Annotated in this window: 28 protein-coding genes and 1 tRNA gene; 5 read left to right on the forward strand and 24 right to left on the reverse strand. The window is 60.3% G+C overall.

Annotated features, from left to right (window positions below):
• Window positions 1-3: 3 nt before the first annotated feature.
• The 18 genes from nuoN to ACLB1Z_RS15285 all read right to left on the reverse strand — a co-directional run bounded on the left by nuoN (window position 4) and on the right by ACLB1Z_RS15285 (window position 17,119).
• Complete coding sequence (nuoN, locus tag ACLB1Z_RS15200; RefSeq protein ID WP_409560591.1) at window positions 4-1,467, reverse strand: NADH-quinone oxidoreductase subunit NuoN; 1,464 nt, start codon at window positions 1,465-1,467, stop codon at window positions 4-6.
• On the reverse strand, window positions 1,464-2,963 hold the full coding sequence (locus tag ACLB1Z_RS15205; RefSeq protein ID WP_409560592.1) for an NADH-quinone oxidoreductase subunit M: 1,500 nt from the start codon (window positions 2,961-2,963) through the stop codon (window positions 1,464-1,466). Before ACLB1Z_RS15205 ends, nuoN begins: the two co-directional genes overlap by 4 nt.
• Entirely contained in the window at window positions 2,960-4,918 is a 1,959-nt protein-coding gene (gene nuoL / locus ACLB1Z_RS15210) for an NADH-quinone oxidoreductase subunit L (RefSeq protein WP_409560593.1), read from the reverse strand. The genes ACLB1Z_RS15205 and nuoL overlap by 4 nt, the downstream gene beginning before the upstream one ends.
• Window positions 4,919-4,924: 6 nt before the next feature.
• Window positions 4,925-5,233 (reverse strand): NADH-quinone oxidoreductase subunit NuoK, encoded by a 309-nt coding sequence (nuoK, locus tag ACLB1Z_RS15215; RefSeq protein WP_013948504.1) that lies wholly within the window; start codon window positions 5,231-5,233, stop codon window positions 4,925-4,927.
• On the reverse strand, window positions 5,230-5,880 hold the full coding sequence (locus ACLB1Z_RS15220) for an NADH-quinone oxidoreductase subunit J (RefSeq protein ID WP_409560594.1): 651 nt from the start codon (window positions 5,878-5,880) through the stop codon (window positions 5,230-5,232). The genes nuoK and ACLB1Z_RS15220 overlap by 4 nt, the downstream gene beginning before the upstream one ends.
• Window positions 5,881-5,890: 10 nt before the next feature.
• A complete protein-coding gene (gene nuoI, locus ACLB1Z_RS15225) occupies window positions 5,891-6,379 on the reverse strand; it encodes an NADH-quinone oxidoreductase subunit NuoI (protein WP_409560595.1) in 489 nt (162 codons plus the stop codon).
• Window positions 6,376-7,461, reverse strand: coding sequence for an NADH-quinone oxidoreductase subunit NuoH (gene nuoH, locus ACLB1Z_RS15230; RefSeq protein WP_409560596.1), 1,086 nt, complete (start codon window positions 7,459-7,461; stop codon window positions 6,376-6,378). Before nuoH ends, nuoI begins: the two co-directional genes overlap by 4 nt.
• Window positions 7,462-7,467: 6 nt before the next feature.
• Window positions 7,468-9,564 (reverse strand): NADH-quinone oxidoreductase subunit NuoG, encoded by a 2,097-nt coding sequence (gene nuoG, locus ACLB1Z_RS15235; RefSeq protein WP_409560597.1) that lies wholly within the window; start codon window positions 9,562-9,564, stop codon window positions 7,468-7,470.
• Between the two features lie 17 nt (window positions 9,565-9,581).
• The gene (nuoF, locus tag ACLB1Z_RS15240; RefSeq protein WP_409560598.1) at window positions 9,582-10,868 is read right to left on the reverse strand and encodes an NADH-quinone oxidoreductase subunit NuoF; all 1,287 of its coding nucleotides are present in this window, start codon (window positions 10,866-10,868) and stop codon (window positions 9,582-9,584) included.
• Window positions 10,869-10,873: 5 nt separating this feature from the next.
• The gene (gene nuoE, locus ACLB1Z_RS15245) at window positions 10,874-12,115 is read right to left on the reverse strand and encodes an NADH-quinone oxidoreductase subunit NuoE (protein WP_409560599.1); all 1,242 of its coding nucleotides are present in this window, start codon (window positions 12,113-12,115) and stop codon (window positions 10,874-10,876) included.
• Between the two features lie 230 nt (window positions 12,116-12,345).
• On the reverse strand, window positions 12,346-12,813 hold the full coding sequence (locus ACLB1Z_RS15250) for a hypothetical protein (protein ID WP_409560600.1): 468 nt from the start codon (window positions 12,811-12,813) through the stop codon (window positions 12,346-12,348).
• A 96-nt stretch (window positions 12,814-12,909) separates the two neighbouring features.
• Entirely contained in the window at window positions 12,910-13,341 is a 432-nt protein-coding gene (locus tag ACLB1Z_RS15255) for an SRPBCC family protein (RefSeq protein ID WP_409560601.1), read from the reverse strand.
• 6 nt (window positions 13,342-13,347) lie between these two features.
• On the reverse strand, window positions 13,348-14,538 hold the full coding sequence (locus tag ACLB1Z_RS15260; RefSeq protein ID WP_409560602.1) for an NADH-quinone oxidoreductase subunit D: 1,191 nt from the start codon (window positions 14,536-14,538) through the stop codon (window positions 13,348-13,350).
• A gap of 2 nt (window positions 14,539-14,540) precedes the next feature.
• Window positions 14,541-14,990, reverse strand: a complete 450-nt coding sequence (locus ACLB1Z_RS15265) for a thioesterase family protein (protein ID WP_409560603.1) — start codon at window positions 14,988-14,990, stop codon at window positions 14,541-14,543.
• Between the two features lie 10 nt (window positions 14,991-15,000).
• Window positions 15,001-15,300, reverse strand: coding sequence for a hypothetical protein (locus tag ACLB1Z_RS15270; protein WP_409560604.1), 300 nt, complete (start codon window positions 15,298-15,300; stop codon window positions 15,001-15,003).
• Between the two features lie 200 nt (window positions 15,301-15,500).
• A complete protein-coding gene (locus tag ACLB1Z_RS15275; RefSeq protein ID WP_024276165.1) occupies window positions 15,501-16,106 on the reverse strand; it encodes an NADH-quinone oxidoreductase subunit C in 606 nt (201 codons plus the stop codon).
• A 63-nt stretch (window positions 16,107-16,169) separates the two neighbouring features.
• Window positions 16,170-16,763, reverse strand: a complete 594-nt coding sequence (locus ACLB1Z_RS15280) for a NuoB/complex I 20 kDa subunit family protein (RefSeq protein ID WP_409560605.1) — start codon at window positions 16,761-16,763, stop codon at window positions 16,170-16,172.
• Window positions 16,754-17,119: an NADH-quinone oxidoreductase subunit A gene (locus ACLB1Z_RS15285; protein ID WP_013948518.1), complete on the reverse strand. Its 366-nt coding sequence runs from the start codon at window positions 17,117-17,119 to the stop codon at window positions 16,754-16,756. Before ACLB1Z_RS15285 ends, ACLB1Z_RS15280 begins: the two co-directional genes overlap by 10 nt.
• Before the next feature lie 360 nt (window positions 17,120-17,479).
• Here ACLB1Z_RS15285 and ACLB1Z_RS15290 point away from each other — a divergent pair, with 360 nt between their 5' ends.
• The gene (locus tag ACLB1Z_RS15290; protein WP_409560606.1) at window positions 17,480-17,815 is read left to right on the forward strand and encodes a hypothetical protein; all 336 of its coding nucleotides are present in this window, start codon (window positions 17,480-17,482) and stop codon (window positions 17,813-17,815) included.
• Window positions 17,816-18,105: 290 nt separating this feature from the next.
• Window positions 18,106-19,236: a DUF2778 domain-containing protein gene (locus ACLB1Z_RS15295; protein ID WP_409560607.1), complete on the forward strand. Its 1,131-nt coding sequence runs from the start codon at window positions 18,106-18,108 to the stop codon at window positions 19,234-19,236.
• A gap of 19 nt (window positions 19,237-19,255) precedes the next feature.
• Here the strand turns inward: ACLB1Z_RS15295 and ACLB1Z_RS15300 are convergent, their stop codons facing one another.
• Together ACLB1Z_RS15300 and ACLB1Z_RS15305 are read right to left on the reverse strand one after the other, a co-directional pair.
• A complete protein-coding gene (locus ACLB1Z_RS15300; protein WP_409560608.1) occupies window positions 19,256-20,146 on the reverse strand; it encodes a bestrophin family protein in 891 nt (296 codons plus the stop codon).
• A 134-nt stretch (window positions 20,147-20,280) separates the two neighbouring features.
• Complete coding sequence (locus tag ACLB1Z_RS15305) at window positions 20,281-20,760, reverse strand: transglutaminase-like cysteine peptidase (protein WP_409560609.1); 480 nt, start codon at window positions 20,758-20,760, stop codon at window positions 20,281-20,283.
• Here ACLB1Z_RS15305 and ACLB1Z_RS15310 point away from each other — a divergent pair.
• Window positions 20,647-21,009, forward strand: a complete 363-nt coding sequence (locus ACLB1Z_RS15310) for a hypothetical protein (protein WP_409563328.1) — start codon at window positions 20,647-20,649, stop codon at window positions 21,007-21,009. The two genes, ACLB1Z_RS15305 and ACLB1Z_RS15310, sit on opposite strands and share 114 nt — an antisense overlap.
• Window positions 21,010-21,375: 366 nt before the next feature.
• On the opposite strand, the gene ACLB1Z_RS15315 is transcribed toward ACLB1Z_RS15310, so the two are convergent.
• Window positions 21,376-21,840 carry a hypothetical protein gene (locus tag ACLB1Z_RS15315; RefSeq protein WP_409560610.1) on the reverse strand — a complete coding sequence of 155 codons (465 nt, stop codon included), beginning with the start codon at window positions 21,838-21,840 and terminating at the stop codon, window positions 21,376-21,378.
• Here ACLB1Z_RS15315 and ACLB1Z_RS15320 point away from each other — a divergent pair.
• Window positions 21,817-22,956 (forward strand): Spy/CpxP family protein refolding chaperone, encoded by a 1,140-nt coding sequence (locus ACLB1Z_RS15320; protein WP_409560611.1) that lies wholly within the window; start codon window positions 21,817-21,819, stop codon window positions 22,954-22,956. The two genes, ACLB1Z_RS15315 and ACLB1Z_RS15320, sit on opposite strands and share 24 nt — an antisense overlap.
• A gap of 85 nt (window positions 22,957-23,041) precedes the next feature.
• Here ACLB1Z_RS15320 and ACLB1Z_RS15325 read toward each other — a convergent pair whose 3' ends face one another.
• A complete protein-coding gene (locus ACLB1Z_RS15325) occupies window positions 23,042-24,625 on the reverse strand; it encodes a Na+/H+ antiporter (protein WP_409560612.1) in 1,584 nt (527 codons plus the stop codon).
• Window positions 24,626-24,774: 149 nt separating this feature from the next.
• Here ACLB1Z_RS15325 and ACLB1Z_RS15330 point away from each other — a divergent pair, with 149 nt between their 5' ends.
• Entirely contained in the window at window positions 24,775-25,530 is a 756-nt protein-coding gene (locus ACLB1Z_RS15330; protein ID WP_409560613.1) for a HugZ family protein, read from the forward strand.
• Between the two features lie 128 nt (window positions 25,531-25,658).
• On the opposite strand, the gene ACLB1Z_RS15335 is transcribed toward ACLB1Z_RS15330, so the two are convergent.
• Window positions 25,659-25,735: transfer RNA gene (locus ACLB1Z_RS15335), tRNA-Asp, on the reverse strand.
• Window positions 25,736-25,852: 117 nt separating this feature from the next.
• The gene (locus tag ACLB1Z_RS15340) at window positions 25,853-26,413 is read right to left on the reverse strand and encodes an AAA family ATPase (RefSeq protein WP_409560614.1); all 561 of its coding nucleotides are present in this window, start codon (window positions 26,411-26,413) and stop codon (window positions 25,853-25,855) included.
• Window positions 26,414-26,416: the final 3 nt, after the last annotated feature.

Below are 26,416 nucleotides of genomic sequence, written 5' to 3' on the forward strand. Positions count from 1 at the left end.
TCATTAAAGCGGATGCGCCGACACCAGGACTGAGGCGGCGGCGGTGGCAGCGTCAACGATGGCACCACCGACGAACGGCAGCACGAATGCAGCCGCGAAAACAGCCGACAGCGCCATGACAGCGGAGGTTCGGCCTTCGCGCGGCGAGAACGCCTCGGCCGGTTCATCGAAGAACATGACCTTCACGATGCGCAGATAATAGTAGGCGCTGATGACGCTCGAAACCATGCCGATGACCGAGAGCGGATAGAGCCCTGCCTTGATGGCGGGAAGGAACACGTACCACTTCGCCCAGAAGCCCGCGAGCGGCGGAATGCCTGCAAACGAGAACATCAAAATCGCCAGGATCGTCGCGAACGTCAGATCGGAGCGCGCGAGCCCGGCCAAATCGGAGATGCTTTCGACGTAGCGGTCGCCGCGGCGCATTGACAGGACGCAGGCGAAGGCGCCGAGCGTCATGGCGACGTAGATCGCGAGATAGATCAGTACGCCGCTCGTTCCCTCGGGACTGTTGGCGGCGAGGCCCACCAGCGAGAAGCCGACATGGCCGATCGACGAATAGGCGAGCAGCCGCTTGATGTTGGTCTGACCGATGGCGGCGAACGCGCCAAGCGCCATAGACGCGATCGACAGGAAGATGACGATCTGCTGCCATTGCGGCGCGGCTGCGGGCATTGCGGCTTGCGTGAATCGCAGCAAGAGTGCCATCGCAGCGATTTTCGGCGCGCCGGCGAAGAAGGCCGTCACCGGCGTCGGCGATCCCTGGTAGACGTCGGGCGTCCACATATGGAACGGCACGGCGGCGATTTTGAAAGCGATGCCGACAAGCACAAAAACGAGGCCGAACGTCAGGCCGACGTTCGTCGCCATTTCCGGCAAGCCAGCAGCGGATGCGATCGACGCGTAGCTCGTCGAGCCAGTGACGCCGTACAGGATCGAAGCGCCATAGAGCAGCATGCCTGACGACAGCGCGCCGAGCACGAAATACTTCAGACCCGCCTCGCTCGAGCGGACATCGTCGCGATTGAAGGCGGCCACGACGTAAAGCGCCAGCGATTGCAATTCGAGTCCAAGATAGAGCGCGATGAGGTCATTTGCCGAAACCATCATCAGCATGCCGAGCGTCGCCAGCAGCACCAGCACCGGATATTCGAACAACAGCAGCTTCGCGCGCGTGAAGTTGTCGAAGGTCATCAGCAGCGTCAGCGCCGCGCCGACGAGAATGACGATCTTCAGGAAGCGGGTGAAACTGTCGGATACGAACGCACCATTGAATACCGTTGCGGAGCCGCTTTGCTCGAAGACGGCGATGGCGACGACGACCAGCAGGCCGATGGCCAACCACGAGACGACGCGGCCAGCCGCTTCGCCGTTCTTCATGAAAACGCCGACCATCAGCAGCGCGATGGCGCCGAGCGCGAGGATGAGCTCGGGCAGGACGACTTGCAGGACCGTGCTATCGATCATTGGTATCCTCGCGTCGTCAGCGATGCGGCCGCCGTTGCCTGGGCCGACTGATAATTTTCGACTAGGTTCTTCACCGACGTCGCCGTCACGTCCAGAACCGGCGACGGATATACGCCATAGAAAATGGTGAGCAGGATCAGCGGCGCCAGGATCGCAACCTCACGCGGCGACAGATCGAGGATGCTTTTGAGGTTCGCCTTTTCCAGCGCCCCGAAAATCACGCGCCGATAAAGATAGAGCGCGTAAGACGCCGAGAGGATCACGCCCGTCGTCGCGATGATCGCAACCCAGGTATTGGCTTTAAACGCCGCGAGCAAAGTCAGGAATTCGCCGATGAAGCCGCTGGTGCCAGGCAGGCCGATATTCGCCATCGTGAAGACCATGAAGGCGAAGGCGTATTTCGGCATGCGCTCGACGAGGCCGCCGTAAGCTGCGATCTCACGCGTATGCATGCGGTCGTAGATAACGCCGACGCACAGGAACAGCGCCGACGAGACGATGCCGTGCGAGAGCATCTGGAAGATGGCGCCGTCAACGCCCTGCTGGGTCGCCGAGAAGATGCCCATCGTCACGTAGCCCATGTGCGCAACCGACGAATAGGCGATCAGCTTCTTCATATCTTCCTGAACGAGCGCGACGAGCGAGGTGTAGACGATCGCCACGATCGAGAGCGTGAAGACGAAGGGCGCGAGATCGGCAGATGCGTTCGGGAACATCGGCAGCGAGAAACGCAAGAAGCCGTAGCCGCCCATTTTCAGCAGAATGCCGGCGAGAATGACGGAGCCTGCGGTCGGCGCTTCAACGTGAGCATCGGGCAGCCACGTATGAACAGGCCACATCGGCATCTTGACCGCGAAGGATGCGAAAAACGCGATCCATAGCCACCATTGCATTTCAGGCGGGAACTTCGTTTGCAGCAGCGTCGGGATGTCGGTCGTACCGGCGTGCCAGTACATCGCCATCATCGCGAGCAGCATCAACACAGAGCCGAGCAGCGTATACAGAAAGAACTTGAAGCTCGCGTACACGCGGCGCTTACCGCCCCAGACGCCGATGATGACGAACATCGGGATGAGGCCGCCCTCGAAGAACAGATAGAAGAGCACGATATCAAGCGCGCAGAAGACGCCGAGCATCATCGTCTCGAGGATCAGAAACGCGATCATGTATTCCTTGACGCGGATCTGTATCGACTGCCAGCTCGCAAGAATACAAAGCGGCATCAGGAACGTCGTCAGGATGACGAACAGCATCGAGATGCCGTCGACTCCCATCTTGTATTTCAGGGGGCCAAGCCAGTTGTATTCCTCAACGAACTGAAAGCCGGCAGACGAGCTGTCGAAGTTGATCCAGATCAGCAACGACACAGCAAAGGTGACGAGCGTCGTCCAAAGCGCGATCCAGCGGGCATTGCCCTTCGCTTCGGCGTTTTGCGTCGCGATCAGCACCGCTCCGATGAGCGGGAGGAAAATCGTGACCGAGAGAATGTTGCTCATTTGAGCACCCCGCCGAAGAGCCCGTTGTACGTCAGCCACGTGAGGATGGCGGCGACACCGATCAGCATCGCGAAGGCGTAGTGATACATGTAGCCGGTCTGCAGTTTGACGACCCGGTCGGTGACGCGGACAACGCCTTCCGCCGTACCGTCGATCGCGCCGTCAATGATCGTTCCGTCGCCGCCTTTCCAGAGCAAGCGGCCGAGCGCGAAGGCTGGCTTCACGAAGATGAAGTTGTAGAGTTCGTCGAAATACCACTTATTCAACAGGAACAGGTATAGCGGCTTGAATGCCCTTGCAGTGGCTTCGGGAAGCCAGGGCGCGCCGATGTAATAAACCCAGGCAACGACGAAGCCGAAGATCATCGCGATGAACGACGAGTAGCTGACCCATTCCGGCACGTCGTGCATCTCGTGCAGGATGTGGTTGTGCTCGCCGGTAAAGATTGCAGCGCCCCAGAACTCCTTCTGGTCATGCCCGATGAAATACGACGTGAAAACGACACCTGCCAGCGCAGCGCCGATCGAAAGGACCGCGAGCGGGATCATCATCGAGGGCGGGCTTTCGTGCGCGTGATCATAGGTGTGATGATCGGCGCGGGTATGTCCGTAGAAGGTCATGAAGACCAGACGCCACGAATAGAACGACGTGAACACCGCCGCGATGACGAGGGCCCAGAAGGCATAGTTGTTCGGCGTCGCAGCAGCGTAGGAGGCTTCGATGATGGCGTCTTTGGAATAGAAGCCTGCAAAGCCCGTCAGGTGCGGAATGCCGACGCCCGTCAACGCAAATGTGCCGATCAGCATGGCGGCAAACGTCCACGGGATTTTCTTACGCAGTCCGCCCATCGCGCGCATGTCCTGCTCGTGATGCATCGCGTGGATGACGGAGCCTGCCCCGAGGAACAATAACGCCTTGAAGAAGGCGTGCGTGAAGAGATGGAAGATGCCGGCGCCATACGCGCCGATGCCGCACGCCACGAACATGTAGCCGAGCTGCGAACACGTCGAATAGGCGATGACGCGCTTGATGTCGTTCTGTACGAGGCCGACGGTCGCCGCGAAGAACGCCGTGATCGAACCGATAAGCGTGACGAACGCCAAGGCATCCGGCGCGAGTTCGAAGATCGGCGATAGCCTAGCAACCATGAACACGCCGGCGGTGACCATGGTGGCGGCGTGGATGAGCGCCGATACCGGCGTCGGTCCTTCCATGGCGTCGGGCAACCAGGTGTGCAGCAGAAACTGCGCTGACTTGCCCATCGCGCCCATGAAGAGGAGCAGCGAAATCGTCGTCAGGATGTCGACGTCATGACCGGCGAAGCTAAACGTCTTGCCGACAGCGCTCGGCACAGCCGTGAAGAGCGTATCGAAATTGACGGTGTGAAAGACGAAGAACAGGGCGAAGATGCCGAGCGCGAAGCCGAAGTCGCCGACACGGTTGACGACGAAGGCCTTTATCGCCGCGGCGCATGCCGACGGCTTCGTGTACCAAAAGCCGATGAGCAGATAGGACGCGAGGCCGACGCCTTCCCAGCCGAAGAACATCTGCACGAGATTGTTGCTGGTCACGAGCATCAACATCGCGAACGTGAACAGCGACAGATATGCAAAGAAGCGTGGACGCGAGTCGTCCTCGTGCATGTAGCCGATGGAATAAAGGTGCACGAGGGAGGACACCGTCGTCACGACAACGAGCATCACCGACGTCAGCGTATCGACTTTCAACGCCCACGAGATGTCGAGTTCGCCGGATGTGATCCAGCGCATCAGCGTGATCTCACTCGTCTGGTGGCCAAGCGCGACCTGGAAGAAAACGATCCAGGACAACACCGCGGCGATCATCAGAAACGAGGTGGTGATGATCTCGCACGGCCGCGGGCCGATCGCGCGGCCGAAAAAGCCCGCGATGAGCGCGCCTGCGAGCGGCAGGAATACGATGGCGGCGTAAATCATCCCGCCTCACCCCTTCATCATGTTGATGTCTTCAACCGCGATGGAGCCACGGTTGCGGAAGTAGACGACCATGATCGCGAGACCAATGGCAGATTCGGCGGCGGCGACCGTCAGCACGAACAGCGCAAAGACCTGGCCGACGAGGTCGCCGTTGAAGTGAGAAAACGCCACGAGGTTGATGTTGACCGCCAGCAGCATCAACTCGATCGACAGCAAGATGACGATGACGTTCTTGCGATTGAGGAAGATGCCGAAGATGCCGAGCGTAAATAGGCACGCCGCGACGACGAGGTAATGTCCAAGACCGATGGTCATTCGGCTGCCTCCGGGTGCTTTGCAGCGGGCGGGATCACAGAGCCGCCGCTTGGGACCTTGATGACTTCGAGGCCAGTTTTCGGTCCGCGCGCGACCTGGGCGGCGATCGACTGGCGCTTCACGGCGACACGATGCTTCAGGGTCAGCACGATGGCGCCGATCATCGCCACGAACAGGATCAAGCTCGCGCCCTCAAAGAAGTAGACGTACTTCGTGTAGAGGATCTCGCCGAGCGCCTGCGTATTGGTGATGCCGGAGCCTGCGGCAGGAACAGGCGACGCGACGTTGAGAGACGAAGCAGCCGTCAAACCGCGATAGCCGACGAGTGCCAGAATTTCAGCGAGAACGATGCCGCCGACGACCGCGCCGACGCCGGCATTTTTGATGAAGCCGGCTTTCAGTTCCGCAAAGTCAACATCGAGCATCATCACGACGAAGAGGAACAGCACCGAGACCGCACCGACGTAGACGATGACGAGCAGCATTGCCAGGAACTCGGCATTTAGGAGAACAAAGAGCCCGGCGGCGTTGAAGAAGGCGAGGATCAGGAACAACACGGCGTGGACCGGGTTCTTGGTCAGGATCACCATCGCGCCGGATGCGACCGCGAGGACCGCGAAGATATAAAAGAAGAGAGCCGATGCCATTTCTCTCCCCTCAGCGATATTTCGCGTCGAGCGCGATGTTCTTGGCGATCTCGCGTTCCCAGCGGTCGCCGTTCGAGAGCAGCCTGTCCTTGTCGTAGAAAAGCTCCTCGCGCGTCTCCGTCGCGAACTCGAAATTCGGGCCTTCGACGATGGCATCGACGGGGCAGGCTTCCTGGCACAGGCCGCAGTAGATGCACTTGGTCATGTCGATGTCGTAGCGCGTCGTGCGGCGCGTGCCGTCGTTGCGGCGGGGGCCGGCTTCGATGGTGATTGCCTGCGCCGGGCAGATCGCTTCGCAGAGCTTGCAGGCAATGCAACGTTCCTCGCCGTTCGGATAGCGGCGGAGCGCGTGTTCGCCGCGAAAGCGGGGCGACAGCGGGCCCTTTTCATAAGGGTAGTTCAGCGTCTTCTTCGGCGAGAAGAAGTAGCGCATCGTCAAAAAGAACGCCGAGACGAACTCGGTGAGAAAGAGCGACTTTACGCCCTGCGCCATGTTCATGAGAGGAAGCCTCCGAATTGCAGCACGGCGGCGGTGAGGATCACCATGACGAGCGACAGCGGCAGGAACACTTTCCAGCCGAGGCGCATCAATTGATCGTAGCGATACCGCGGCACCATTGCCTTCACCATGGCGAACATGAAGAAGACCATCACGACTTTGATCAGGAACCAGAAAATTCCAGGGATGGCATTGAGCGGCCAGATATCGAGCGGCGGCAGCCAACCACCGAGGAACAGGATCGTCGTCAGCGCACACATGGTGGTGATCGCGACGTACTCGCCGAGCATGTAGAGAAGATAGGGCGTCGAGGAATATTCGACCATGAAGCCCGCGACGAGTTCCGATTCCGCTTCGACGAGGTCGAACGGCGGCCGGTTCGTTTCAGCCAGCGCCGAGATGAAGAAGACGACGAACATCGGGAACAGCGGCAACCAGTGCCAGTCTAAGAACGAGTTTGTTAGGCCGAGTCGCGTACCAATACCGGCCTTCTGCGCATTGACGATATCGGTGACGTTGAGCGAGCCGACGCAAAGGATCACGCAGACGATCACGAAGCCGATCGAAACTTCATAGGAGACCATCTGAGCTGCCGAGCGCAAGCTGCCCATGAATGGATACTTCGAGTTCGAGGCCCAGCCGCCCATGATGATGCCGTAGACACCGAGCGACGAGATGGCCGTGAGGTAAAGAATTCCGACGTTCATGTCGGAAATGACCCAGCGGCCGGAGGTAAGACCGAAAAAGCTGCCTTCGTTGACCGGTATGACCGCCCAAGACGCGAGCGCGAAGACAGCCGTCGCGAGCGGCGCGAGCAAGAAAACGCCCTTGTCGGAACCTGCCGGAATGATCGGTTCCTTCAAGACGAATTTCAGAAGATCGGCGAACGACTGCAACAGGCCGAACGGGCCGACGACGTTGGGACCACGCCGCATCTGCACGGCGGCCCACACCTTGCGATCCATCAGCAGAAGGAACGCGATGATGATGAGCAGAACCACGAGCATGAGCAGCGAGAAGCCGATCAGGGCCAGTATGTTCCAGCCGTAGTCCGTCATGAAGGTCTGCAGCGATTCGAGCATCCGTCCCTACTCCGCCGCCTTGAGTTGCTGCGTCTTCGAAGCTTTGAGCGCGCTCATTCCCGCCATCACAGCCGAGGCACGCGCGATCGGATTCGTGAGATAGAAGTCGAGCACGGCCGGAGCGAAAGGCTCGGACGATGTTTGACCGGTCAGCTTGGCGAGCGTCTCCAAGCCAGACACGGCGCGCATCTCAACCGTGTCGAGGGCAGCAAGTTGCGGGCTCGCCCGGTACATGGCGGCGCGCAGCTCCTTGATATTGTCATAGGGAAGCGTGGCGCCAGCGCGCTGCGATAGGGCGCGAAGGATCGTCCAATCTTCCTTGGCGTTGCCCGGCGGGAAGACAGCTTTTGCAGTCTGCTGCACGCGGCCTTCGGTGTTGGCGTAGGTCGCGTTCTTTTCGGTGTACGCGGCGCCCGGCAGAATGACGTCGGCGCGTTCGGCGCCTTTATCACCATGCGTACCCTGGTAGACGACAAAGGCTTTCGGGCTGAGCTTGGAAAGATCGCACTCGTCGGCGCCGAGAAGATAAAGAAACTCGGTGTCGGGTCCGAGAATGCCTGAGGTGTCCTTGCCGCCCTTCTCGGGCACGAAGCCGAGATCGAGCCCCGCGACACGCCCCGCGGCAGTGTGCAGGACATTGAAGCCGTTCCAGCTCGCTTCTTTTCCGGCCGAAGCGGCAAGGAGAATGCGTGCTGCAAGCGACAGCACTGCAAGCCCATCGGGCCGTGCAAAAGCGCCTTCGCCAACGATGACCATCGGCTTGGTGGCAGCTTTCAAAACTTCGGCGAACGGATGCCTGCCGTTGGCGATTTCCGCCAGGGTGTCCGGCCCGGCGCCAAGATAGTCGTAGCCGTAGGCTAGATCGACTTTCGGGCCGACGACGCCGATCTTCGTCGGCGCGGACCGCCAGCGCTTGCGAATGCGGGCATTGAGCACCGTCGCTTCAATGCGCGGATTGGCGCCGATCAGCAGAATTGCGTCGGCCTGCTCGATGCCTTCGATCGAAGAATTGAAGAGATAGCTCGCGCGGCCGAGCTTGGGATCGAGCCTGTCACCCGACTGGCGGCAATCGAGCGATTTTGCGCCGAAGCGGGTGAGAAGATCTTTCAGCGCGAACATTTCTTCCGCACCGGACAGATCGCCCGCTATCGCACCGATCTTGTCGGCAGGCGTAGCTTTCAATTTCTCCGCGACGAGGCCCAGCGCTTCGTCCCAGCTCGCCTGCACGAAGCGGCCGTTCTTTTTGATGTAGGGCTGATCGAGACGCTGCGTTTTCAGTCCGTCCGAGACGTGCCGCGTCTTGTCGGAAATCCATTCTTCGTTCACGGCATCGTTGTTGCGCGGAAGGATGCGCATGACCGCCGCGCCGCGTACGTCCGCCGCGATGGCGGAGCCGACGGCATCCATGACGTCGATTGTCTCGACGGCTTCCATTTCCCAGGGCCGCGCGGCAAACGCCCACGGACGGTGGGTTAGCGCGCCGACAGGACAGAGATCGACGGCGTTCGCGCTCATCTCCGACATGATGCCGTGTTCGAGATAGGTCGTGATCTCGGCATCCTCGCCACGGCCGATCAGGCCTAGCTCTTCGACGCCCGCGACTTCCGTCATGTAGCGGACGCAGCGCGTGCAGTGGATGCAGCGCGTCATCATCGTCTTGATCAGCGGACCGATGTGCTTCTCTTCGACGGCGCGCTTGTTTTCGTGATAGCGCGAGCCACCCATGCCGAAGGCCATCGCCTGATCTTGCAGATCGCATTCGCCACCCTGATCGCAGATGGGGCAATCGAGCGGGTGGTTGATGAGAAGAAATTCCATCACCCCTTCCCGCGCTTTCTTGACCATTGGGGACGAGGTGTTGACGACTTTCGGCGAGCCGTCCTTGTTCGGCGGCAAATCGTTGACGAGCATCGCGCATGAAGCGACGGGCTTTGGAGAGCCTTGCACTTCGACAAGACACATGCGGCAGTTTCCGGCGATCGACAGCCGCTCGTGATAGCAAAAGCGCGGAATGACCGAGCCCGCCATTTCGCAAGCATGCATCAAGGTCGTACCGTCCTCGACCTCGATCGGTGTGCCGTCGACAATCAGTTGCTTTGGCATCTTGCTTTATCCGCCGCTTATTCCGCCGCCACACGGGCATGTTTGGCTTTATAGTCGTCGATCCGCTGCTCGATCACCGGGCGGAAATTGTTGATGAGACCCTGGATAGGCCATGCCGCTGCGTCTCCCAGCGCGCAAATCGTATGACCTTCGATCTGCTTGGAGACTTCAAACAGCAAATCGATTTCGCGCTTTTCCGCTTCGCCACGCTCCATGCGTTCCATGACGCGCCACATCCAGCCGGTGCCTTCGCGGCACGGCGTGCACTGGCCGCAGCTCTCATGCTTATAGAAGTAGGCGATGCGCCGGATGGCGGCGATGATGTCGGTCGACTTGTCCATCACGATCACGGCGGCGGTGCCGAGACCGGAGCCGAGCTTGCCGAGCGCGTCGAAGTCCATCGTCACGGCTTCGGCCTGCTCAGCGGTGATGCAGCGAACCGACGAACCACCTGGAATAACTGCCAGCAGATTATCCCAGCCGCCGCGAATGCCGCCGCAGTGACGGTCGATGAGTTCCTTCAATGGAATGCCCATCTCTTCCTCGACGACGCACGGGCGTTCGACGTGGCCTGAGATCTGGAAAAGTTTCGTGCCGGTGTTGTTCGGCTTGCCGAGAGCCGCGAACCAGGCCGATCCGCGACGCAGGATTTCGCCGGTCACCGCGATGCTTTCGACATTGTTGATCGTCGTCGGCGCGCCGTAGAGTCCGACATTGGCCGGAAACGGCGGCTTCAGGCGCGGCTGGCCCTTCTTGCCTTCGAGACTTTCGAGCATCGCCGTCTCTTCACCGCAGATATAAGCGCCGGCGCCGTGGTGGACGTAGAGGTCGAAGTCCCAGCCATGAATGTTGTTCTTGCCGATGAACTTCGCCGCATAAGCCTCATCGATGGCCAGCTGCAGCGCTTCGCGTTCGCGGATGTATTCGCCGCGCACATAGATGTAGCAGGCATGCGCTCGCATCGCGAAGGATGCGAGAAGCGCTCCTTCGACTAGTAGATGCGCGTCATGGCGGAGGATCTCGCGGTCTTTGCAGGAGCCGGGCTCCGACTCGTCGGCATTGATGACGAGATAGCTCGGGCGGGCATCGGCCTTCGGCATGAACGACCACTTGAGGCCGGTCGGGAAGCCGGCGCCGCCGCGTCCGCGCAGGCCCGACTTCTTCACCTCATCGATGATGTAGTCATGGCCCTTGTCGATGAAGAACTTGGTGCCATCCCATACGCCACGGCTCTGCGCGCCCTTGAGGCTGACATCGTGGAAGCCGTAGATATTACGGAAAATCCGGTCGCGATCATGCAGCATGCGCGCTACCCCTTCGGCTTTTCGCCGGCTTTGCTTTCGGGACGCCACCCGGAAGCAAGCTTCTGAGCCTGCTCAATCCACTTGTCACGGGTAACGCGGCCCTTGAACCCGTCAAGCTGACTTTCGAACCAAGCGACGTTTTCGGGCGTCCACTTGGCGATCTGATCGAAGTGCCAAATTCCCATCGCGTGCAGTTTCTCGGCTAACTTTTCGGCGACGCCCCAGATCAAGGATAAATCGTCGGGCGCGCTGCCTCCGAGCGGCTCCTTGAGAAGCTCGGGCTGGACGATAGCGATTGCCGGAGCCGCCTGCTCGGCAGCTGCCGCAATCGCGCGGTCGCGGATCATGTCGGACTTGATCTTATCGAGCTCGCCGGCGCTCAATGCCTTGCCGCCGCCGCGCGCTTCGAGTTCCTTGACGAGACCGGCGTTCGCCATCGCGGTCAGGGCCGCGGGATGCAGCGGTGCGCTGCCGGATTGCGCGTTCGCCGGCGATGCCGGAGACGTCCCGGTCGCAACCTGCTCTTTGTGTGCTGGCGAAGCCAGAGCCGAAGGCGGCGTCGACTCTTTCGGCTGGTCTTCGGCGCCGTCTGTGGTTTCCTCGAACCTCTTCTTCCAAGCGCCGATCGTCGAACCGTCGTAAAGCGTCGCGTCGGTCAGCGAGGTCGGTCCCGAGGACGGGCAGGATGCCGTGCGTCCGATCTGGGAACCGGGCTTGAGCTGCTTGCCGGCGAGGAACGCGTCCAAGAGCATGTCAAATTGCTCCGCCGTCAAATCCTCGTACGTATCCTTGTGGACCTGGACGACAGGGGCGTTGGCGCACACGCCAATGCATTCGACCTCTTCCCACGACAGCGTACCGTCGGCGTTCGTTTCGTGGGCGTGCTCGTTGATGCGCTTCTTGCAAACGGAGATGAGATCGCCGGAGCCGCGCAGCATGCAAGGCGTGGTGCCGCAGACCTGGATGTGCGCCTTGCTGCCAACGGGCGACAGCTGGAACATCGTGTAGAAGGTCGCAACTTCCATGCCGCGTATGTGGGCCATGCCCAGCATATCGCAAACGAGCCTGATCGCCGGCTCAGGAAGCCAACCGCCCGCCTGCTCCTGCGCCCGCCACATCAGCGGAATGATCGCGGAAGCCTGCTTGCCTTCGGGATACTTCGCGATTGTCTCGCGCGCCCATGCAAGATTCTCAGCCGTGAAAGCGAACTGGGCAGGTTGCTCAGGATTCAGTCGGCGAACGGCCATTCACGGCTCCCTCGAACGTCAATCCTAATGTCGCCAGAGCATAATGAGCGAACGTCGCGGGACGATTTGCCCGTTATGCTTCACGTCTAATCACTCGGCGACATTAACTCTCACTTCGTTACGCGGTCCAGTACGAGGATCGCGGACGCAAAGCAAGCATTTGTCCATCTGTCACATGTGACAAGTGATGATCGTCATCAGCGTTCAGGTGCGACGATACGCGCGCGAGATTACGGTGTCGCAGACGGAGGCGGCGCCGCCGATTCCGAGGGGAGCAGCCCGCGCCGTTGCAACGTCTCGGTCGGCTTCTCGGTCGCCCATCTGCGTTCGGAGAATCCGAGCGGCACAGCAAGCCAGCCAAGCAACAACAGGAACGTCGCGACCGGCGCCAGAAAGAGCGCGACTTGCGATCCCACGCGCAGGAAGCCCGTCCAAATGGCCGCGGAGAGAAGCCCCAGCACGATAATCACCCAACCACCGTCGTCAGCGCCGCGCGCGGTCGCGAATAGCAATGCCGAGAAGAGCCCGACGAGACCGATCAGAACAGGGATGAACGGAAGATCGGCTTGCAGCGCGCCCATCGGCCAGCCGCGCGAACGGGCAAAAAGCCGATAGGTCGCGAGGCTCAAGCCCCATCCGAGGGACGCGACCGCCAGCAGAAAGAGATTGTCGACCATGGGGGCTGCACCGGGAAGCATGTTGGAGTCCTTCTGCGCAATGCCTCGAAATCTATCCTCCGGCTATCATACCGGACCCCCCACGCGGGGGGATAAGTTTTTTTGGGGCGACGACCGCTAGCTCTCTTCAGCGCGCGCTTTCAACTTGCCGTTCATGGCTTGAAATCCGCGTTCGGTCGCGGCGAGGATACCGCCGACAAACGGCACCAGAAGACCTGAAAATGCTTCCGAGTGCGTGAAAAGCGTGTTTGGTCCCTCTGCGCCAAGCACGAACCGGTGCTCACCCGTGAAGAGCCCCGGAATGGGAAGCGATCCGCGCCAGCAGAAGCGTTGTTCGGGGACGAATTCGGCGACGACTGGCCGAAACGTCTGCGGCTTTCCGCCCGGCGGCGCGATAACCACCTCGAGCTTGCCGCCGACACGCCTTTCCCCGGAGATGCTGCGAATAAAAGGGTTCCAGCTCGGGTAGGCGTGGAAGTCCATCAGGACGGACCAGACGCGCGACGGCACAGCCCGAATCAGCACCGCCGTTTCGATCACGCGCGCCATGGCGAATCAGCGGTCGATTTCGCCGAAGACGATATCGAGAGAGCCGAGGATCGCCGAGACGTCGGCGAGCATGTGGCCGCGATTGATGTGATCCATCGCCGCCAGATGCGGGAAGCCGGGAGCGCGGATCTTGCACCGATAGGGCTTGTTCGAACCGTCGGCGACGAGATAGACGCCGAATTCGCCCTTGGGCGCTTCGACGGCCGCATAGACTTCGCCGGGCGGTACATGGATGCCTTCGGTGTAGAGCTTGAAGTGATGAATGAGCGCTTCCATCGAGCGCTTCATCTCTGCGCGCTTGGGCGGCACGACCTTCTTGTTCTGGGCGACGTGCGGGCCTTGGCCGCTGGCCGACTTCAAAAGCTCGCAGCACTGCTTCATCAGTTTGGTCGACTCTCGCATTTCCTGCATGCGAATGAGGTAGCGATCGTAGCAATCGCCGTTCTTGCCGATCGGGATATCGAAATCGAGTTCGGCATAGCATTCGTAAGGCTGCGCCTTGCGCAGGTCCCAGGCGGCGCCGGAGCCGCGGACCATGACGCCAGAAAATCCCCACGCAAACGCTTCATCGAGCGAGACGACGCCGATATCGACGTTGCGCTGCTTGAAAATTCGGTTCTCGGTCAACAGACCATCGATGTCGTCCAGAACCTTCAGGAACGGATCGCAGAAAGCGTAGATATCGTCGATCAACTGATCGGGCAAATCCTGATGGACGCCGCCGATGCGGAAGTACTTGGCGTGCATGCGCGAGCCTGATGCGCGCTCATAGAACACCATCAGCTTTTCGCGCTCTTCGAAGCCCCAGAGCGGCGGGGTCAACGCGCCGACGTCCATCGCCTGGGTGGTGACGTTCAAGAGATGGGACAAGAGGCGCCCGATCTCGGAATAAAGCACGCGAATGAGCTGTGCGCGGCGCGGAACTTCCAACCCTAGAAGCTTTTCGGCTGCGAGGCAGAACGAATGCTCCTGGTTCATCGGCGCGACGTAATCGAGGCGATCAAAGTAGCCTATCGCCTGCATATACGTCTTATGCTCGATCAGCTTTTCGGTGCCGCGATGGAGAAGCCCGATGTGCGGATCGACCCGCTCGACCACCTCGCCATCGAGCTCGAGCACCAAGCGCAGCACGCCATGCGCTGCCGGGTGCTGGGGCCCGAAGTTGATGTTGAAATTGCGGATCTCAGTCTCGGCCATGTTCAAACGGTCCCGCGCGTGATGGGTGCAAGCCTGGCGATCTTCGCCTTTTCGTTCACCCGCTGCTCGAACTTTTCCCAGTTGACGACCATACGCTGATGCTCGCCCTCGCCAATTAGGTCAATGCCGTCGTGGGCTTTGACATGAAAATATAGGCGGCGGCCAGCAACTTTCGTGCATTCGGCGTCGACCGTCACCGTTTGTCCGGGGACTGTGGCGGCGAGGTGCGAAACATTGATGTGGATGCCAAGCGAGCCCTCCCCCTTGTCGAGGTGAGGCGCAATGATGTGTAGGCACGTCCATTCCATCAGGCCGACCATGTAGCCTGTTGCGAACACCGTCGGCATGAGCTGGAACTCATGCGCCTCGGGGTAGAGATGCGGCACGGTCTTCGTCGCGGGAACACGATACGTAAATTGTGTCTTGGCGCCGGGATGAAGCGTATCTTTCATGGCACGCCGCTCATACGCGATCCTTCAGATTGCGGATCGTGATGTAGAGGCTCGAAGCCGTCCCTGCGACTGCAAACAGGCCAACGAAAAAACCCCAGAAGTGCGGCCCCGTCGTGCGTCCGAACCACGGATAGAGAAGCTCAAACAGCGCGGAGACGAAGATCACGCCCAGCGGCACGACAATGGTGCCGTAGGGCAGAAAGCGGCATACGGCACCAAGAACCAAGCCCGCCACAGCGCGCGGCCAGTCGATGATAAAGGCCATGGTCATGAAGGCTGCCGCGATTGCGACGCTAGCTTCCAGTTGCATTGCGATCCGGGTCCTGTGCATCACCGCCATTTCGCACCTCCGACAACCTCGTTACCGGCAACTGCGAAAAGGCGCACTTCGCGCCGACCTCTGAATTCGAGAGCATGCCCCTGCTTCGGCGCCTCGGGCAACGCAGCTGAACAACTGGATGGCAAGACTAAACGAACGAACATTTAAAGCGGAACGCCAGATTGCGGGCTTTAAGATTTCGGACCGGCTTTCTCGTCGCCCGGCAGAACGTGACTGGGACCTTCCCACGGGCTCTCGAAATCGAAATCGCGGAATTCCTGGGTGAGCTTCACCGGCTCGTAGACGACACGCTTCTTCTCGTCATCATAGCGAACTTCGACATAGCCAGTGAGCGGGAAATCTTTCCGCAGCGGATGGCCCTGGAAACCGTAGTCCGTCAGGATGCGGCGCAGATCGGGATGGCCAATGAAGCGGATCCCATAAAGATCGTAGGCCTCGCGCTCGTACCAGTTGGCAGCGGGAAATACGTCATTGACGCTCGCGACCGGAGTTACCTCGTCGGTTGCGATCTTAACCCTGATACGCTGGTTCAGGCGCGGCGACAGCAGATGATAGACGATGTCGAAGCGTTCAGCCCGTTCAGGATAATCGACGCCGCAGATGTCGATCAGAACTTCAAACAGGCATTTGGGATCGTCGCGAAGCTTGGTCAGCACGCCGACGATATCTTCGCGAGCAACGGTGATCGTCAATTCGTCGTAAGCGATGGCCGACCGCTGCAAAGCAGCGCCCGCAATCGAATTTGCAGCATCCTGCAATACGGACAATTCGGTCATCGGCCGGCGATCTCCCAGCGCGGCCGACAGCATGAGCCGGCCATGGTGATTTTTTGCTTTTGCCTAACGTTCGATCGTGCCAGTGCGGCGAATCTTCCGTTGCAGCAAAAGAATTCCGTAGAGCAGTGCTTCCGCGGTCGGCGGGCAACCTGGCACGTAAACATCGACCGGAACGATGCGATCGCAGCCGCGGACGACAGCATAGGAATAATGGTAGTAGCCGCCGCCGTTGGCGCAGCTCCCCATCGAAATGACGTACCGCGGCTCAGGCATCTGGTCATAGACCTTCCGCAGCGCAGGCGCCATTTTGTTGGTCAACGTACCGGCGACGATCATCACGTCGGACTGCCGGGGCGAGGCGCGGGGCGCAAAGCCGAAGCGCTCGACGTCGTAGCGGGGCATCGAGACTTGCATCATCTCGACCGCGCAGCAGGCAAGGCCGAACGTCATCCACATCAACGAGCCGGTTCGCGCCCAATTGATGAGATCGTCTACGGTCGTGACGACAAAACCCTTATCGGCCAACTCGTTCGAGACGTCGGTAAAAAACGGATCGGCCGCCGGAGCGCCGGTCACCGCGGCGCCTTCGCGGGCGCGGTCAAAGGTGCGATCGAAGAGCAGGCCAGGCGCGCCGTCGTCCTTCATGATCATTCCCATTCCAGCGCGCCCTTCTTCCATTCATAGATGAAGCCGATGGTCAACACACCGAGGAACACCATCATGGACCAGAAGCCGAAGACGCCGATTTCCTTGAAGGCGACTGCCCAGGGAAAGAGGAATGCGATCTCAAGATCGAAAATAATGAAGAGGATCGACACGAGGTAGAAGCGCACGTCGAATTTCATGCGGGCGTCGTCGAAGGCGTCAAAACCGCATTCGTAGGCCGAGACCTTCTCGGGATCAGGGTTGCGGACAGCGACAAGAAAGGGCGCGATCATCAGGGCGCCGCCGATCAGCAGAGCCACGCCGATAAAGATAGCTATCGGCAAATATTGCGTAGTCAGATCCATCATTGCAGTGCGTCCGCTTGCACGAAGTGTCCGAGCGCCTTCTGTGCGGTGTTAACTCACGCCGTCCTGCGGCGCAACACCCTGCTTCCGACCATGCCCCGAGCGAGAAACGCAGGACAAAACAGTTGCATCGCCCCGCATTGCCCAGTCCCATTTTCGTTCGAACGCCGATTGGAGGGCGTTGCAGTACGGGGTGATTGCAGACCCGATCACAATTATTAATGCAATATTACTTTCTGCTGATAGCTATTCGGCGAGCATTGTTCTTTGCGCTTCGAGATCAGGCAAGATGACGAGCAGTGTTCAGCAACCATTCAGAGCCAGAGGTGTTTTCTCCTGCAAGTTCTCCAGGGAGAGATCCTCATGAAAACCTTGATTTATGCGCTCTCGACGATAGCCATTGTTGGCGTCACGCCGCTTTCGGCGCAGGCAGCGGACCTTGACGGATATAACGGCGGTTATGTCGAACGCGGTCCGGTGGTCGAAGGCCCTCCAGTACGGGAATATTATTATGACGGCCCCGTTGTGACCTATTACGACGGGCCCCGCTATTACCGACCCTATCCCTACTGGGCCGGCTATTATCCCTATCGTTATGGCTATTGGGGCGGCCGGCCGTACTATCGCGGCGGCTATTGGGGCCGCCATGGCGGTGGTTGGCGCGGTGGACACTGGGGTGGTCATCGCGGCTGGCGATAACCCCCTGCTCTCTTTCAAATATTCCGTTCGAGTTCATCCTGCGCGCTGATGGCAATCGGCGCGCAGATCGCTTTCTGCGTCAGGCGCCTCGCGACTGGATCGTTCGGCGGATTTGCGCGGGACCAATTTTGAGCTTTTGGGGGAGCGCGACCGCTGCGACGCAGGCGAATGAGCGCAATTTTACTGACAGCCTCGCTGTTGCCCCGACTCTTGGTTAGGGATGGCATATGATTTGGACTAACCATATTGCTCATCGGCGGGGCGCACGCGCGGGGCTGACCGGGGCGCGAGTGGCGTTCAACGCGGCTACCGTAGTGCTCGCCGCGTGCCTGCCGCTCCTTGCGGCCGGTCATAGCCAGGCGCAGCAATCCCCGCCCGGCGCGACGCATCCCTCGGCGGCAGCAGCGGCTGCAGCCGGGCAGATCGCGGACTTCTTCAGTGAGGTCGGAGATCAAATCTATGACGATTGCATCTTCGAACTCTCACAGGAGCAGATCGAGGTTCAGCAGGCTCTGATCGTGGCCTACATCAAGGCCGGCGCGAGCGCTGCCATGGCGCGAAAGCTCGCCGTGAAGCAAATTCATCCGCCGAAGTTGTCCGCAAAGTGCGAAGCCATCCGCCGTCTGCCGAAGGAACCAGGGCCGATCGCAAGCCTAGCGCCGACGGATGAGCCCGAAGCACCGCCGCCTCCCGTCGTGCCGAAAGCGCCCGCGAAGGTCCCGACCGGCCCGCCCATTTCCATCGCGAACAAGCGAACGCTTCCGCAGTGGGACTGCGCGCCTGGCGTCGATTTCGTCACCATTCAGCTCAACGGTTATCCGCGCAAGCTGACGGGCGGCGAAATCTGCAATCCGTTCGAGGATGTGATCCACGAGGTTCCGCCGACCGCCGGAACTTTCCGGCTCGGCTATACGATCCGGACCGGGCGCCTATTCGTAATCTCCAGCGATCCACGTTCGAACGGACAAACGATCGCGTGGGCGATTTCCGGCCGAGAGATGTGCCGAAACAATCCCGATCCTGATTGTCTTGCAACGCGCGCCGTCGGCCCGCTGCCGCCAGGCGAATACGCCTTCGGCTCGAACGATCCGAGCAAGCGCGTGACATGGGGGCCGAAGACCAAGCGGAACGTCGTCGGCATCTATCTCCGGAAGCTTTGGGACAAGGACAGGTTCACGCCGCGCCAGACGGCCGCCATTCTCGCGCGCGGGAACATCGCCATTCACGAGCGCCTCAAGGGCGAGATGTCGGAGGCCTGCCTCGGGCTGGAACCGAAGGGCTGGGCTTACGTCGCGTCATTGGTCAAGGCTGGCCGCGCGACGGGCGTCAACGCCTATATCGACGAGCCGTATCCTCAAGTCGCGGAAAACCCGCCGATCGTCGTCGCCTCGTCGTTCTCGCTCACGTCGCTGTTCAAATAGCGGCGCGAGTTCCTCAGCCTCACGACAATACGTAGCCAACGGGCTGAAGCTCGTCGGGCAGAGGCGACACGTCCAGAGAGCTGAGTATTTCGCGTTCCACGACGCGCACGAGCGCTTTGACCGGAAGGCTGTTGTCGGCGGGGGCGAACGGCTCGGCGAGGTCATCGCCGATCGCGTCGAGCCCGAAGAATGTATAGCTTATGAAGGCCACGATGACGGGCGTTCCCCAGCCGAGTTGCGGGGCGAGCGCAAACGGCAGCAACACACAAAACAGATAAACCGTGCGGTGAATGAGAAGCGTATAGGCGAATGGTAGCGGCGTCGCCTTGATGCGTTCACAGGCAGCCTGAACGTTCGAGAGGCCATTCATGCGGATGGCAGCAGACGAATAACGCCAATCCGATAGCGCTCCGGATTTATTCAGTGCAATCAACTCCGCACCGACCTGCCTGAGAATGGCATCAGTCACGTTGGGGCCGGCGGATGCCGTCGCGTCCCATGGGCGGGCAGCGGCCAGTTCATCCTCATCGCGAAGGCGCGCCGAGAGCGCATTGGCGAACGCGATCAAGGGCATGAAGATGCGGCGTTTGGCTTCCGTATCAAGGTCGGATAGCTCGCGCATCAAAGACCGGACTTGAACGAGAAGCTCTCCCCATTGCTTGCGCCCTTCCCACCAGCGGTCGTAAGCGGCGCTGTTCCGGAAGCTCATGAAGATTGAAATGGCAATGCCGATCAGGCCGAACGGCGCCGTGCCCAGATGAGACATCGGCTCCAGATGAAAATCGCCAGTAAAGACGACGGCGCAGGCTAGCACCGTAATGAAAAGGCAGCGCCATGCGACACGGCCCGCGATGGATCCGCGGACGGCAAAGAGGATGTCGAAGAAGGAGGCTTTCGGTCGGACGATCAAGGGCGGGGCCTGTGCTCACGAGGTGCTGCTCGATCATCTTCTATGCGCCGGAGCAGAAGCTCGCAATTGGCCTGTCCATCGTATCCGCCGAAAATGCGTGCAAAGCACGGACGCAGCTTCAGACCCTCTGCATCCTATCGCAGATGCGTGAGATCATACAGGAGTTGCGGCACCGCAATCGGCGTCGGCAACACGTCGTCGCCGGGATCGAGATCGCGCCAGACCTGAGGATCATTAGACGACTGAATCATTTTGTAGCTGTACCCCGTCTGGTACCAAGGCTTCAGGTCGTCCGTGCGATTGTCGAGAATAAGGTCGCCGAATTTCGTTCTCGCAGTCAGAACCGCGTGCCCTTCTCCGTTCTCGATACGCACGACCGTCATCAACAGTGAGCTTGTCGGCCATCCCATCGAAATTAGGATGTGACGCTTGAGAAGAGCGTAATCCTCGCAGTCGCCCTTTCCGTCTTTCGGGATGGTCCAATAATCCTCGATCCCGTAGTGCTCGATATCGGTCATCGGCGTGATCGCGCGGTTGATCCGGCGATTGACCTCGTCCAGCTGCTCAAGGCGCTTAGCCGATTCCGCAAAGCCATTTCCCGCTTTGCGGAGCACGCATTCGCTCGGAGACTCGGTGCAAAACCGGACGAAAGCGGCAGGAGGAGCGACGGCTCCGTATTCTTCCAAAAAGAGATTTTGGATCACATGCTGCAGGTGCGGCTGCGCCTCGCCTGCACATACGGCGGTCGCAGCCAGGGACGCAATCCATCCGGCGAAAACGATTTTGACAAAACGCATTGCGATAACACCGAGCCCGTTACACGCTCGAATGAAGATCAATATTGCACATTAATGGAGGGCTAAGATTATCGATCTTGCGCCGGAATCTCGGCCTAGCCAGTTGGCCTAGGAAACATGTGATGTCGGCGACCGACTGTTTTCGTTTTGCTCGCCGTCGCAATGCCCGCATTCGAATGCGAGACGCATCACCCTTCGACTGGCTGACGGAGACCTTCCGGATTGGCTGACGTGATGCGTCGCAGCACGGCTCCGTACGATTACGGAATGGCCGATATGTCGTTTCGCTCCGGGAACAGATTATGTGGGATGGTGTTCAATAATCGTCGATTATAGTTGTATTTGTTTCAATCATTCCCGCGTCAGGGAAATGGAGCCAATCTCATGTTTCGCATAGTGCGTATGATTGCCGTCGTCGCGAGCGCATCGGTGTTAGCGATGGGTTCGCTGATGTTTTCCAGCCAAGCTGAGGCGCGCGGTGGTCATGGAGGCCACTTCGGCGGTGGGCATTTTGGCGGCGGACATTTTGGCGGCGGCCATTTCGGAGGCGGTCACTTCGGAGGCTTTGGCGGCCGACACTTCGGTGGACGTCACTTCGGTGGCTTCGGTGGCAGGCACTTCGGAGGACGGCACTTCGGGGGCTTTGGCGGTCGACATTTCGGGGGCCGCCATTTTGGCGGCAGGCACTTCGGCGGTCAACACTTCGGAGGCCGCCATTTTGGCAATAGAGGCTTTGCTCGGCGCAATCATTTCCGCGGATCGCATTTCGCGCGTGGACATCGTGGCGTCGGAAACCGCGGCTTCGCGAACCAGCACTTTCGAGGCAACAAGCAGTTCGCAAGCCACGGGCGGGCGCTGGCCGCGACAGGCCGCATGACACATGCCTTCGGTCGTCATGGCTACGGCCACCACTTCGCCCGCAATGGCTTCTGGCATAATCGCTACGCCTATGGCCGCTACGGGCGCTGGCATCGCGGCTGGGGCTATGGATGGTACGGCCCGGTATTCTGGCCGTACGCCTACGGGGACGCATTCGCCTTCGCGCTCTGGCCCTATGACTATTACGATCCGTTCTGGGACTATGGCTCAGACTGGATCCTGTCGAGCGTATTCTGGCCTGGTGGCGAACCCGGATATTACAATTACGGCGGCAGCTACGACTACGGCGATATCTATGGCGTAAACACGCCGCGCCGACGCTCGACTAGCGTCGCGAGTGCGTCCATTCCGGAGCCGCAGCGGCAGGACGCTTGCGGCAGCCTGGCTCCCGGCGTGGCTCAGTTGCCGGTTGCACGCATCCAGAAAGCTATTGCACCCACGACAGAGGACCAGCGTGTCGCGCTGAAGGACTTCGACACGGCGCTGACCAAAGGCGCTGACGTCATGAAGCAGGCTTGTCCCGCCGAGGCGCCGCTTACGCCTCCGGCCAAGCTCCAGGCCGTCACCCAACGGCTCACCGCCATGAAAACCGCGATTGGCGAAGTTCGTCCGTCGCTCGATAAGCTCTACAGTGCGCTGAGTGAGGACCAACAGCGGCGCTTCGATAAGGCTCTTCTGGCGTCGCAACCGAAAGGCAAGTCAGCCAACAAGGCCGCAGGTCTCGACGTGGCAAAGCTATGCGGCGACCGCGGACCGGCGTTTGCCGATCTGCCCGCTGACCAGATCGAACGGGCGATCAACTTGGATGACACCCAGCGCGGTAAGCTCGATGCTCTGAAGACAGCATCGACGAAAGCGGCGGATATCTCCAAGGGCGGCTGTATCTCGACGATGCCGACGACCGTCGGCGGGCGCCTCGATGCGGTCGAGAAACGGGTCGATGCGCTGTTGCAGGCGACGAACGAGCTTCAACCCGCCGTCGATGACTTCTATGCGTCCCTCTCCGACGAGCAGAAAGCCCGCTTCAACTCCATCGGCGTAGCGACGGCTCAGTCGTCGCCGGGATCGCCACCTGCGAGCAGCACCGGATCGAGCAGCGGCGAGGCGGGCACGCAATCCCCAGCGTCGAAGTAAAAAGAAAGGCAGCAAGCCGATTAAGTGCCGTCGTCCATCGCTAATGGGCGGCGGCACAAATCGTTTGGGGCTTCCGCCGGTTCGGCTAAACGCGGTTTTCTAAAGCGCCGATTTCCTGAATGTCGAGATCACGTTCGAGCGAATGCAGCGTTTCATCATCAATGTCGCCAGCGCGATGCAAACGCATCAGCTCGCTGCGTCCGGCAGCGACGGCTGCCAGGATGACATCGAAATGTGCATTGATCCGATCTGTGTGTGCGCTTTCGTTGCCCGTGTAAATCGCGGCTACCGCGACGCGACGCGTATACCTTTCGAGTAGTTGCGGATGAACGAGGTTGCCGTCGCCATCGTATGCCAGCTTTTCGACGGCGTTCTTCTGCGCCACGATCATCGCCTCTTCGGCCTGAGATGCCGATAGTCTCGCGTGAGGCGTCTCATCTTCCTTGAGACCGAGCACGCGGATGAGAGCGCCGAGCGTCGTTCCCTGCAGGAGCACCGTAACGAGAATCACCGCAAACGCCGTTACCAGCATGAAGTCGCGGCCCGGCACTGCATCTGGGAGTGTCAGCGCGACGGCGAGCGTAACGACGCCGCGCATGCCTGCCCATCCGAGCACGGTCGCTGCCGGTGCGCCGAGCGGCCGGGCGCGTTTGACGCCCAGGCTTCGTAGCATCGAAAGGACGGCATCGCTGCCGAAGATCCACGCGAACCTCGCAACCGTCATCGCCAGTACGATGACCAAGACCGGGACGGCCATTTGCGCCAGAACGACGTCAATGCCACCGACGCGGTCGAGGACGCCGCGCAGCGATAATCCGATCAGGATGAAAATGAAGGCTTCGAAAATGAAGACCATCACCTGCCAGAATGCACCGGCGCGCATGCGGATGCTGGCTGAAAATACCGTGTGCTGAAACCAGCCGAACAGAAGCCCCGCGGTGACCGTTGCGATGACGCCGGACACATGCACGGCTTCGGCGGAAATGTAGGCCGCCCAGCACAGCAGGATCGACGCGGTGATCGTCAGATAGTCGTCTCTGAGCCGCCGAAGCAAAAGCATCCAAAGGCCACCCATGACCGCGCCGACCGCGACGCCACCCAGCGCCAGCACGAAGAACTGTCCGGCTGCCGCTCCAGCAGAGAACGTGCCGGTCAACACGGCGGCGACGGCGAAGCGGAAAAGGACCAGGCCAGTCGCATCATTCAGAAGGCTTTCGCCTTCGAGCAATGTTGAGAGCCTTCGCGGGAGCTTCACGGTTTGCAGAACGGCCCGTGCCGAGACGGCATCGGGCGGCGAGACAATGGCGCCAAGTGCGAAACAGGCGGCCCACGGCAAGTTTGGCAACAGCCAGTGTGTCACGACTCCGACGACAAGCGTCGTGAAGATCACCGCACCGACAGCAAGAGACAGAACTCCGGCGATGTGCCGCTTGAATTCGGCGTGCGCAGTGAAAAAGGCGCCGTCCATCAGCAACGGCGGAAGGAACAGCACGAGCACGAGTTCGGGATCGAGTTCGAAGACCGGCAGCCCCGGAATGAACGCCATTGCACCGCCGCCGATCAAAAGCGCCACAGCGGGAGGTAGTTTCAGACGCAGCGCGACCCAGTGGAGTGCGAGGATGGCGAGCAGCATCGTGAAGATGAGTTCGAAGACTTGGACGGGATGCATGCGGTTCAAGTTCTCCAATCGTGCGTGCGCCTGCCAGGTAAGGTGCCCCCTGTAGCTGATGGCCGCGCATTTGTGTAGTTTCGGCCGCTGAGACAAACGGGTTCGGCCTGCGCCAGGGCGGGTGCCTACCGATAGAAGGAACATCGACCATGGAAGAAAAGAAACTCGACGTCCTGCAGCCCGTCGACGACGCAGCTATTCGACTCGGCAAGACGCTTGTGCGGAGTGCCCGCTATGGCGCACTGGGAACGCTCGATCCGCTCGACGGCTCGCCGTCGGTGAGCCGCGTGAGCCTCGCCACCGCCATGGATGGCGCGCCGATATTTCTTATTTCCCGGCTCTCGTCCCATTGCACCAACTTGATGGCGGACGGGAAATGCTCATTGCTCGTCGGCGAACCCGGCAAGGGCGATCCCCTCGCCCATCCACGCATGACGCTGATCGGCACGGCTAAACAAATTCCCGCGGGAGCCGAACTCACGCTTTATCGCAGCCGCTATCTCAGGCGGAATCCGAAGGCGGCGCTTTACGTCGACTTTCCGGATTTTTCATTCTGGCGTTTCGAGACGGCGCGGGCATCTTTGAACGGGGGCTTCGGCAAGGCCTACGCGATGAAAGCTGCCGATCTCGCGACGTCACTCGACGGTGTCGAAGCGCTTGCCGACATGGAAGACGGCGCCGTCTCACATATGAATTCCGATCACCTCGCCGCGATCGAGCGATATGCGGCAAAGATCGGTGAAGAACCGGGTGGCTGGAAGATTTCGACGCTCGATCCCGAGGGTCTGGACCTCGCCTCCGGCGACCGTGCCGCGCGGCTGTGGTTCGACCGCCCGCTTTCCTCGGCTGCGGAACTGAGGCCGGTGCTCGTGGCGCTGGCAAAAGAAACGCCCAGTTCTGCCTGAGATGCCATTCGGTCTGGCGGTATGCCGACCCATTTTTTTGGTATTGCGAGTGGGAATTCGTGTTGCGATGGCTGTAAATCGGCTACCGTCGAAGCCATCATCAGAAAACCGTTTAGCGGACTGATAAATGGCGCGAGAGACGGGACTTGAACCCGCGGCCTCCGCCGTGACAGGGCGGCGCTCTAACCAACTGAGCTACTCCCGCAATCCAGATGCGCAGAGCATCGATGCGAGCGGTCGAGATACGTGTTCGCGGCGTCCAAGTCAAGCGGCCGGTTGATAGAATTTGGATGCGCTCACAGCGCTTCCAACCGATTGAAACTCAGGCGCAAGTCGACAGAACAAAGGCCGCACGCTCGGCAACGGGCAGGCGCGGCAAGGTGACCAATTCATAGCCCAACCCGGCATAGACGTCGGCCATGGCGTGGTAGGTGGCTTCCGCCTCCTCAATCGTCTGCTTGCGCTCGGAATCCTGGGTGAAAATTTCGGGCCACGGCGGCGCTATGAAGACGCGATCATTATAACGAAACTTTTCTGCAGCGCGCCGCACCTGCGGCGGTACCGGCAAGCCAGAAAGTTGCAGATAGCCGATAACGTCCGGGATACCGCGGTCGAAGAAGACAGTTCCTAGTTCGGCAGCCGCTTGAGCTTCGCGATAGGAGCGCAGATCCCAACTCAGCATGAGATCGGCAAATGCGTTTCGATCCGCCCACGGGAGTGCCGCGCCGCCGATCGCTACCTGGTCGAGAATGATACCCCGTCCTGCTTCCGGCATGGTTCGAAAGCCGGCGTCAGCCAAGGCTGACACCAGCGAACTTTTACCGGAGCCAGGGCCGCCCGTAACAATAACCAGACGTGATCCAATTTTCGCCGTTTGCGCCATGTG

Source organism: Hyphomicrobium sp. MC8b, from assembly GCF_905067615.1.
Classification (GTDB): Bacteria; Pseudomonadota; Alphaproteobacteria; order Rhizobiales; family Hyphomicrobiaceae; genus Hyphomicrobium_B.

What these genes read in the sequence shown, in the direction of transcription:
- nuoN (WP_409560591.1), bottom strand. Translation starts at nt 1,467, where the DNA reads ATGATCGATAGCACGGTCCTGCAAGTCGTCCTGCCCGAGCTCATCCTC.
- ACLB1Z_RS15205 (WP_409560592.1), bottom strand. Translation starts at nt 2,963, where the DNA reads ATGAGCAACATTCTCTCGGTCACGATTTTCCTCCCGCTCATCGGAGCG.
- nuoL (WP_409560593.1), bottom strand. Translation starts at nt 4,918, where the DNA reads ATGATTTACGCCGCCATCGTATTCCTGCCGCTCGCAGGCGCGCTCATC.
- nuoK (WP_013948504.1), bottom strand. Translation starts at nt 5,233, where the DNA reads ATGACCATCGGTCTTGGACATTACCTCGTCGTCGCGGCGTGCCTATTT.
- ACLB1Z_RS15220 (WP_409560594.1), bottom strand. Translation starts at nt 5,880, where the DNA reads ATGGCATCGGCTCTCTTCTTTTATATCTTCGCGGTCCTCGCGGTCGCA.
- nuoI (WP_409560595.1), bottom strand. Translation starts at nt 6,379, where the DNA reads ATGAACATGGCGCAGGGCGTAAAGTCGCTCTTTCTCACCGAGTTCGTC.
- nuoH (WP_409560596.1), bottom strand. Translation starts at nt 7,461, where the DNA reads ATGCTCGAATCGCTGCAGACCTTCATGACGGACTACGGCTGGAACATA.
- nuoG (WP_409560597.1), bottom strand. Translation starts at nt 9,564, where the DNA reads ATGCCAAAGCAACTGATTGTCGACGGCACACCGATCGAGGTCGAGGAC.
- nuoF (WP_409560598.1), bottom strand. Translation starts at nt 10,868, where the DNA reads ATGCTGCATGATCGCGACCGGATTTTCCGTAATATCTACGGCTTCCAC.
- nuoE (WP_409560599.1), bottom strand. Translation starts at nt 12,115, where the DNA reads ATGGCCGTTCGCCGACTGAATCCTGAGCAACCTGCCCAGTTCGCTTTC.
- ACLB1Z_RS15250 (WP_409560600.1), bottom strand. Translation starts at nt 12,813, where the DNA reads ATGCTTCCCGGTGCAGCCCCCATGGTCGACAATCTCTTTCTGCTGGCG.
- ACLB1Z_RS15255 (WP_409560601.1), bottom strand. Translation starts at nt 13,341, where the DNA reads ATGGCGCGCGTGATCGAAACGGCGGTGCTGATTCGGGCTGTGCCGTCG.
- ACLB1Z_RS15260 (WP_409560602.1), bottom strand. Translation starts at nt 14,538, where the DNA reads ATGGCCGAGACTGAGATCCGCAATTTCAACATCAACTTCGGGCCCCAG.
- ACLB1Z_RS15265 (WP_409560603.1), bottom strand. Translation starts at nt 14,990, where the DNA reads ATGAAAGATACGCTTCATCCCGGCGCCAAGACACAATTTACGTATCGT.
- ACLB1Z_RS15270 (WP_409560604.1), bottom strand. Translation starts at nt 15,300, where the DNA reads ATGCAACTGGAAGCTAGCGTCGCAATCGCGGCAGCCTTCATGACCATG.
- ACLB1Z_RS15275 (WP_024276165.1), bottom strand. Translation starts at nt 16,106, where the DNA reads ATGACCGAATTGTCCGTATTGCAGGATGCTGCAAATTCGATTGCGGGC.
- ACLB1Z_RS15280 (WP_409560605.1), bottom strand. Translation starts at nt 16,763, where the DNA reads ATGGGAATGATCATGAAGGACGACGGCGCGCCTGGCCTGCTCTTCGAT.
- ACLB1Z_RS15285 (WP_013948518.1), bottom strand. Translation starts at nt 17,119, where the DNA reads ATGATGGATCTGACTACGCAATATTTGCCGATAGCTATCTTTATCGGC.
- ACLB1Z_RS15290 (WP_409560606.1), top strand. Translation starts at nt 17,480, where the DNA reads ATGAAAACCTTGATTTATGCGCTCTCGACGATAGCCATTGTTGGCGTC.
- ACLB1Z_RS15320 (WP_409560611.1), top strand. Translation starts at nt 21,817, where the DNA reads ATGACACATGCCTTCGGTCGTCATGGCTACGGCCACCACTTCGCCCGC.
- ACLB1Z_RS15315 (WP_409560610.1), bottom strand. Translation starts at nt 21,840, where the DNA reads ATGACGACCGAAGGCATGTGTCATGCGGCCTGTCGCGGCCAGCGCCCG.
- ACLB1Z_RS15325 (WP_409560612.1), bottom strand. Translation starts at nt 24,625, where the DNA reads ATGCATCCCGTCCAAGTCTTCGAACTCATCTTCACGATGCTGCTCGCC.
- ACLB1Z_RS15330 (WP_409560613.1), top strand. Translation starts at nt 24,775, where the DNA reads ATGGAAGAAAAGAAACTCGACGTCCTGCAGCCCGTCGACGACGCAGCT.
- ACLB1Z_RS15340 (WP_409560614.1), bottom strand. Translation starts at nt 26,413, where the DNA reads ATGGCGCAAACGGCGAAAATTGGATCACGTCTGGTTATTGTTACGGGC.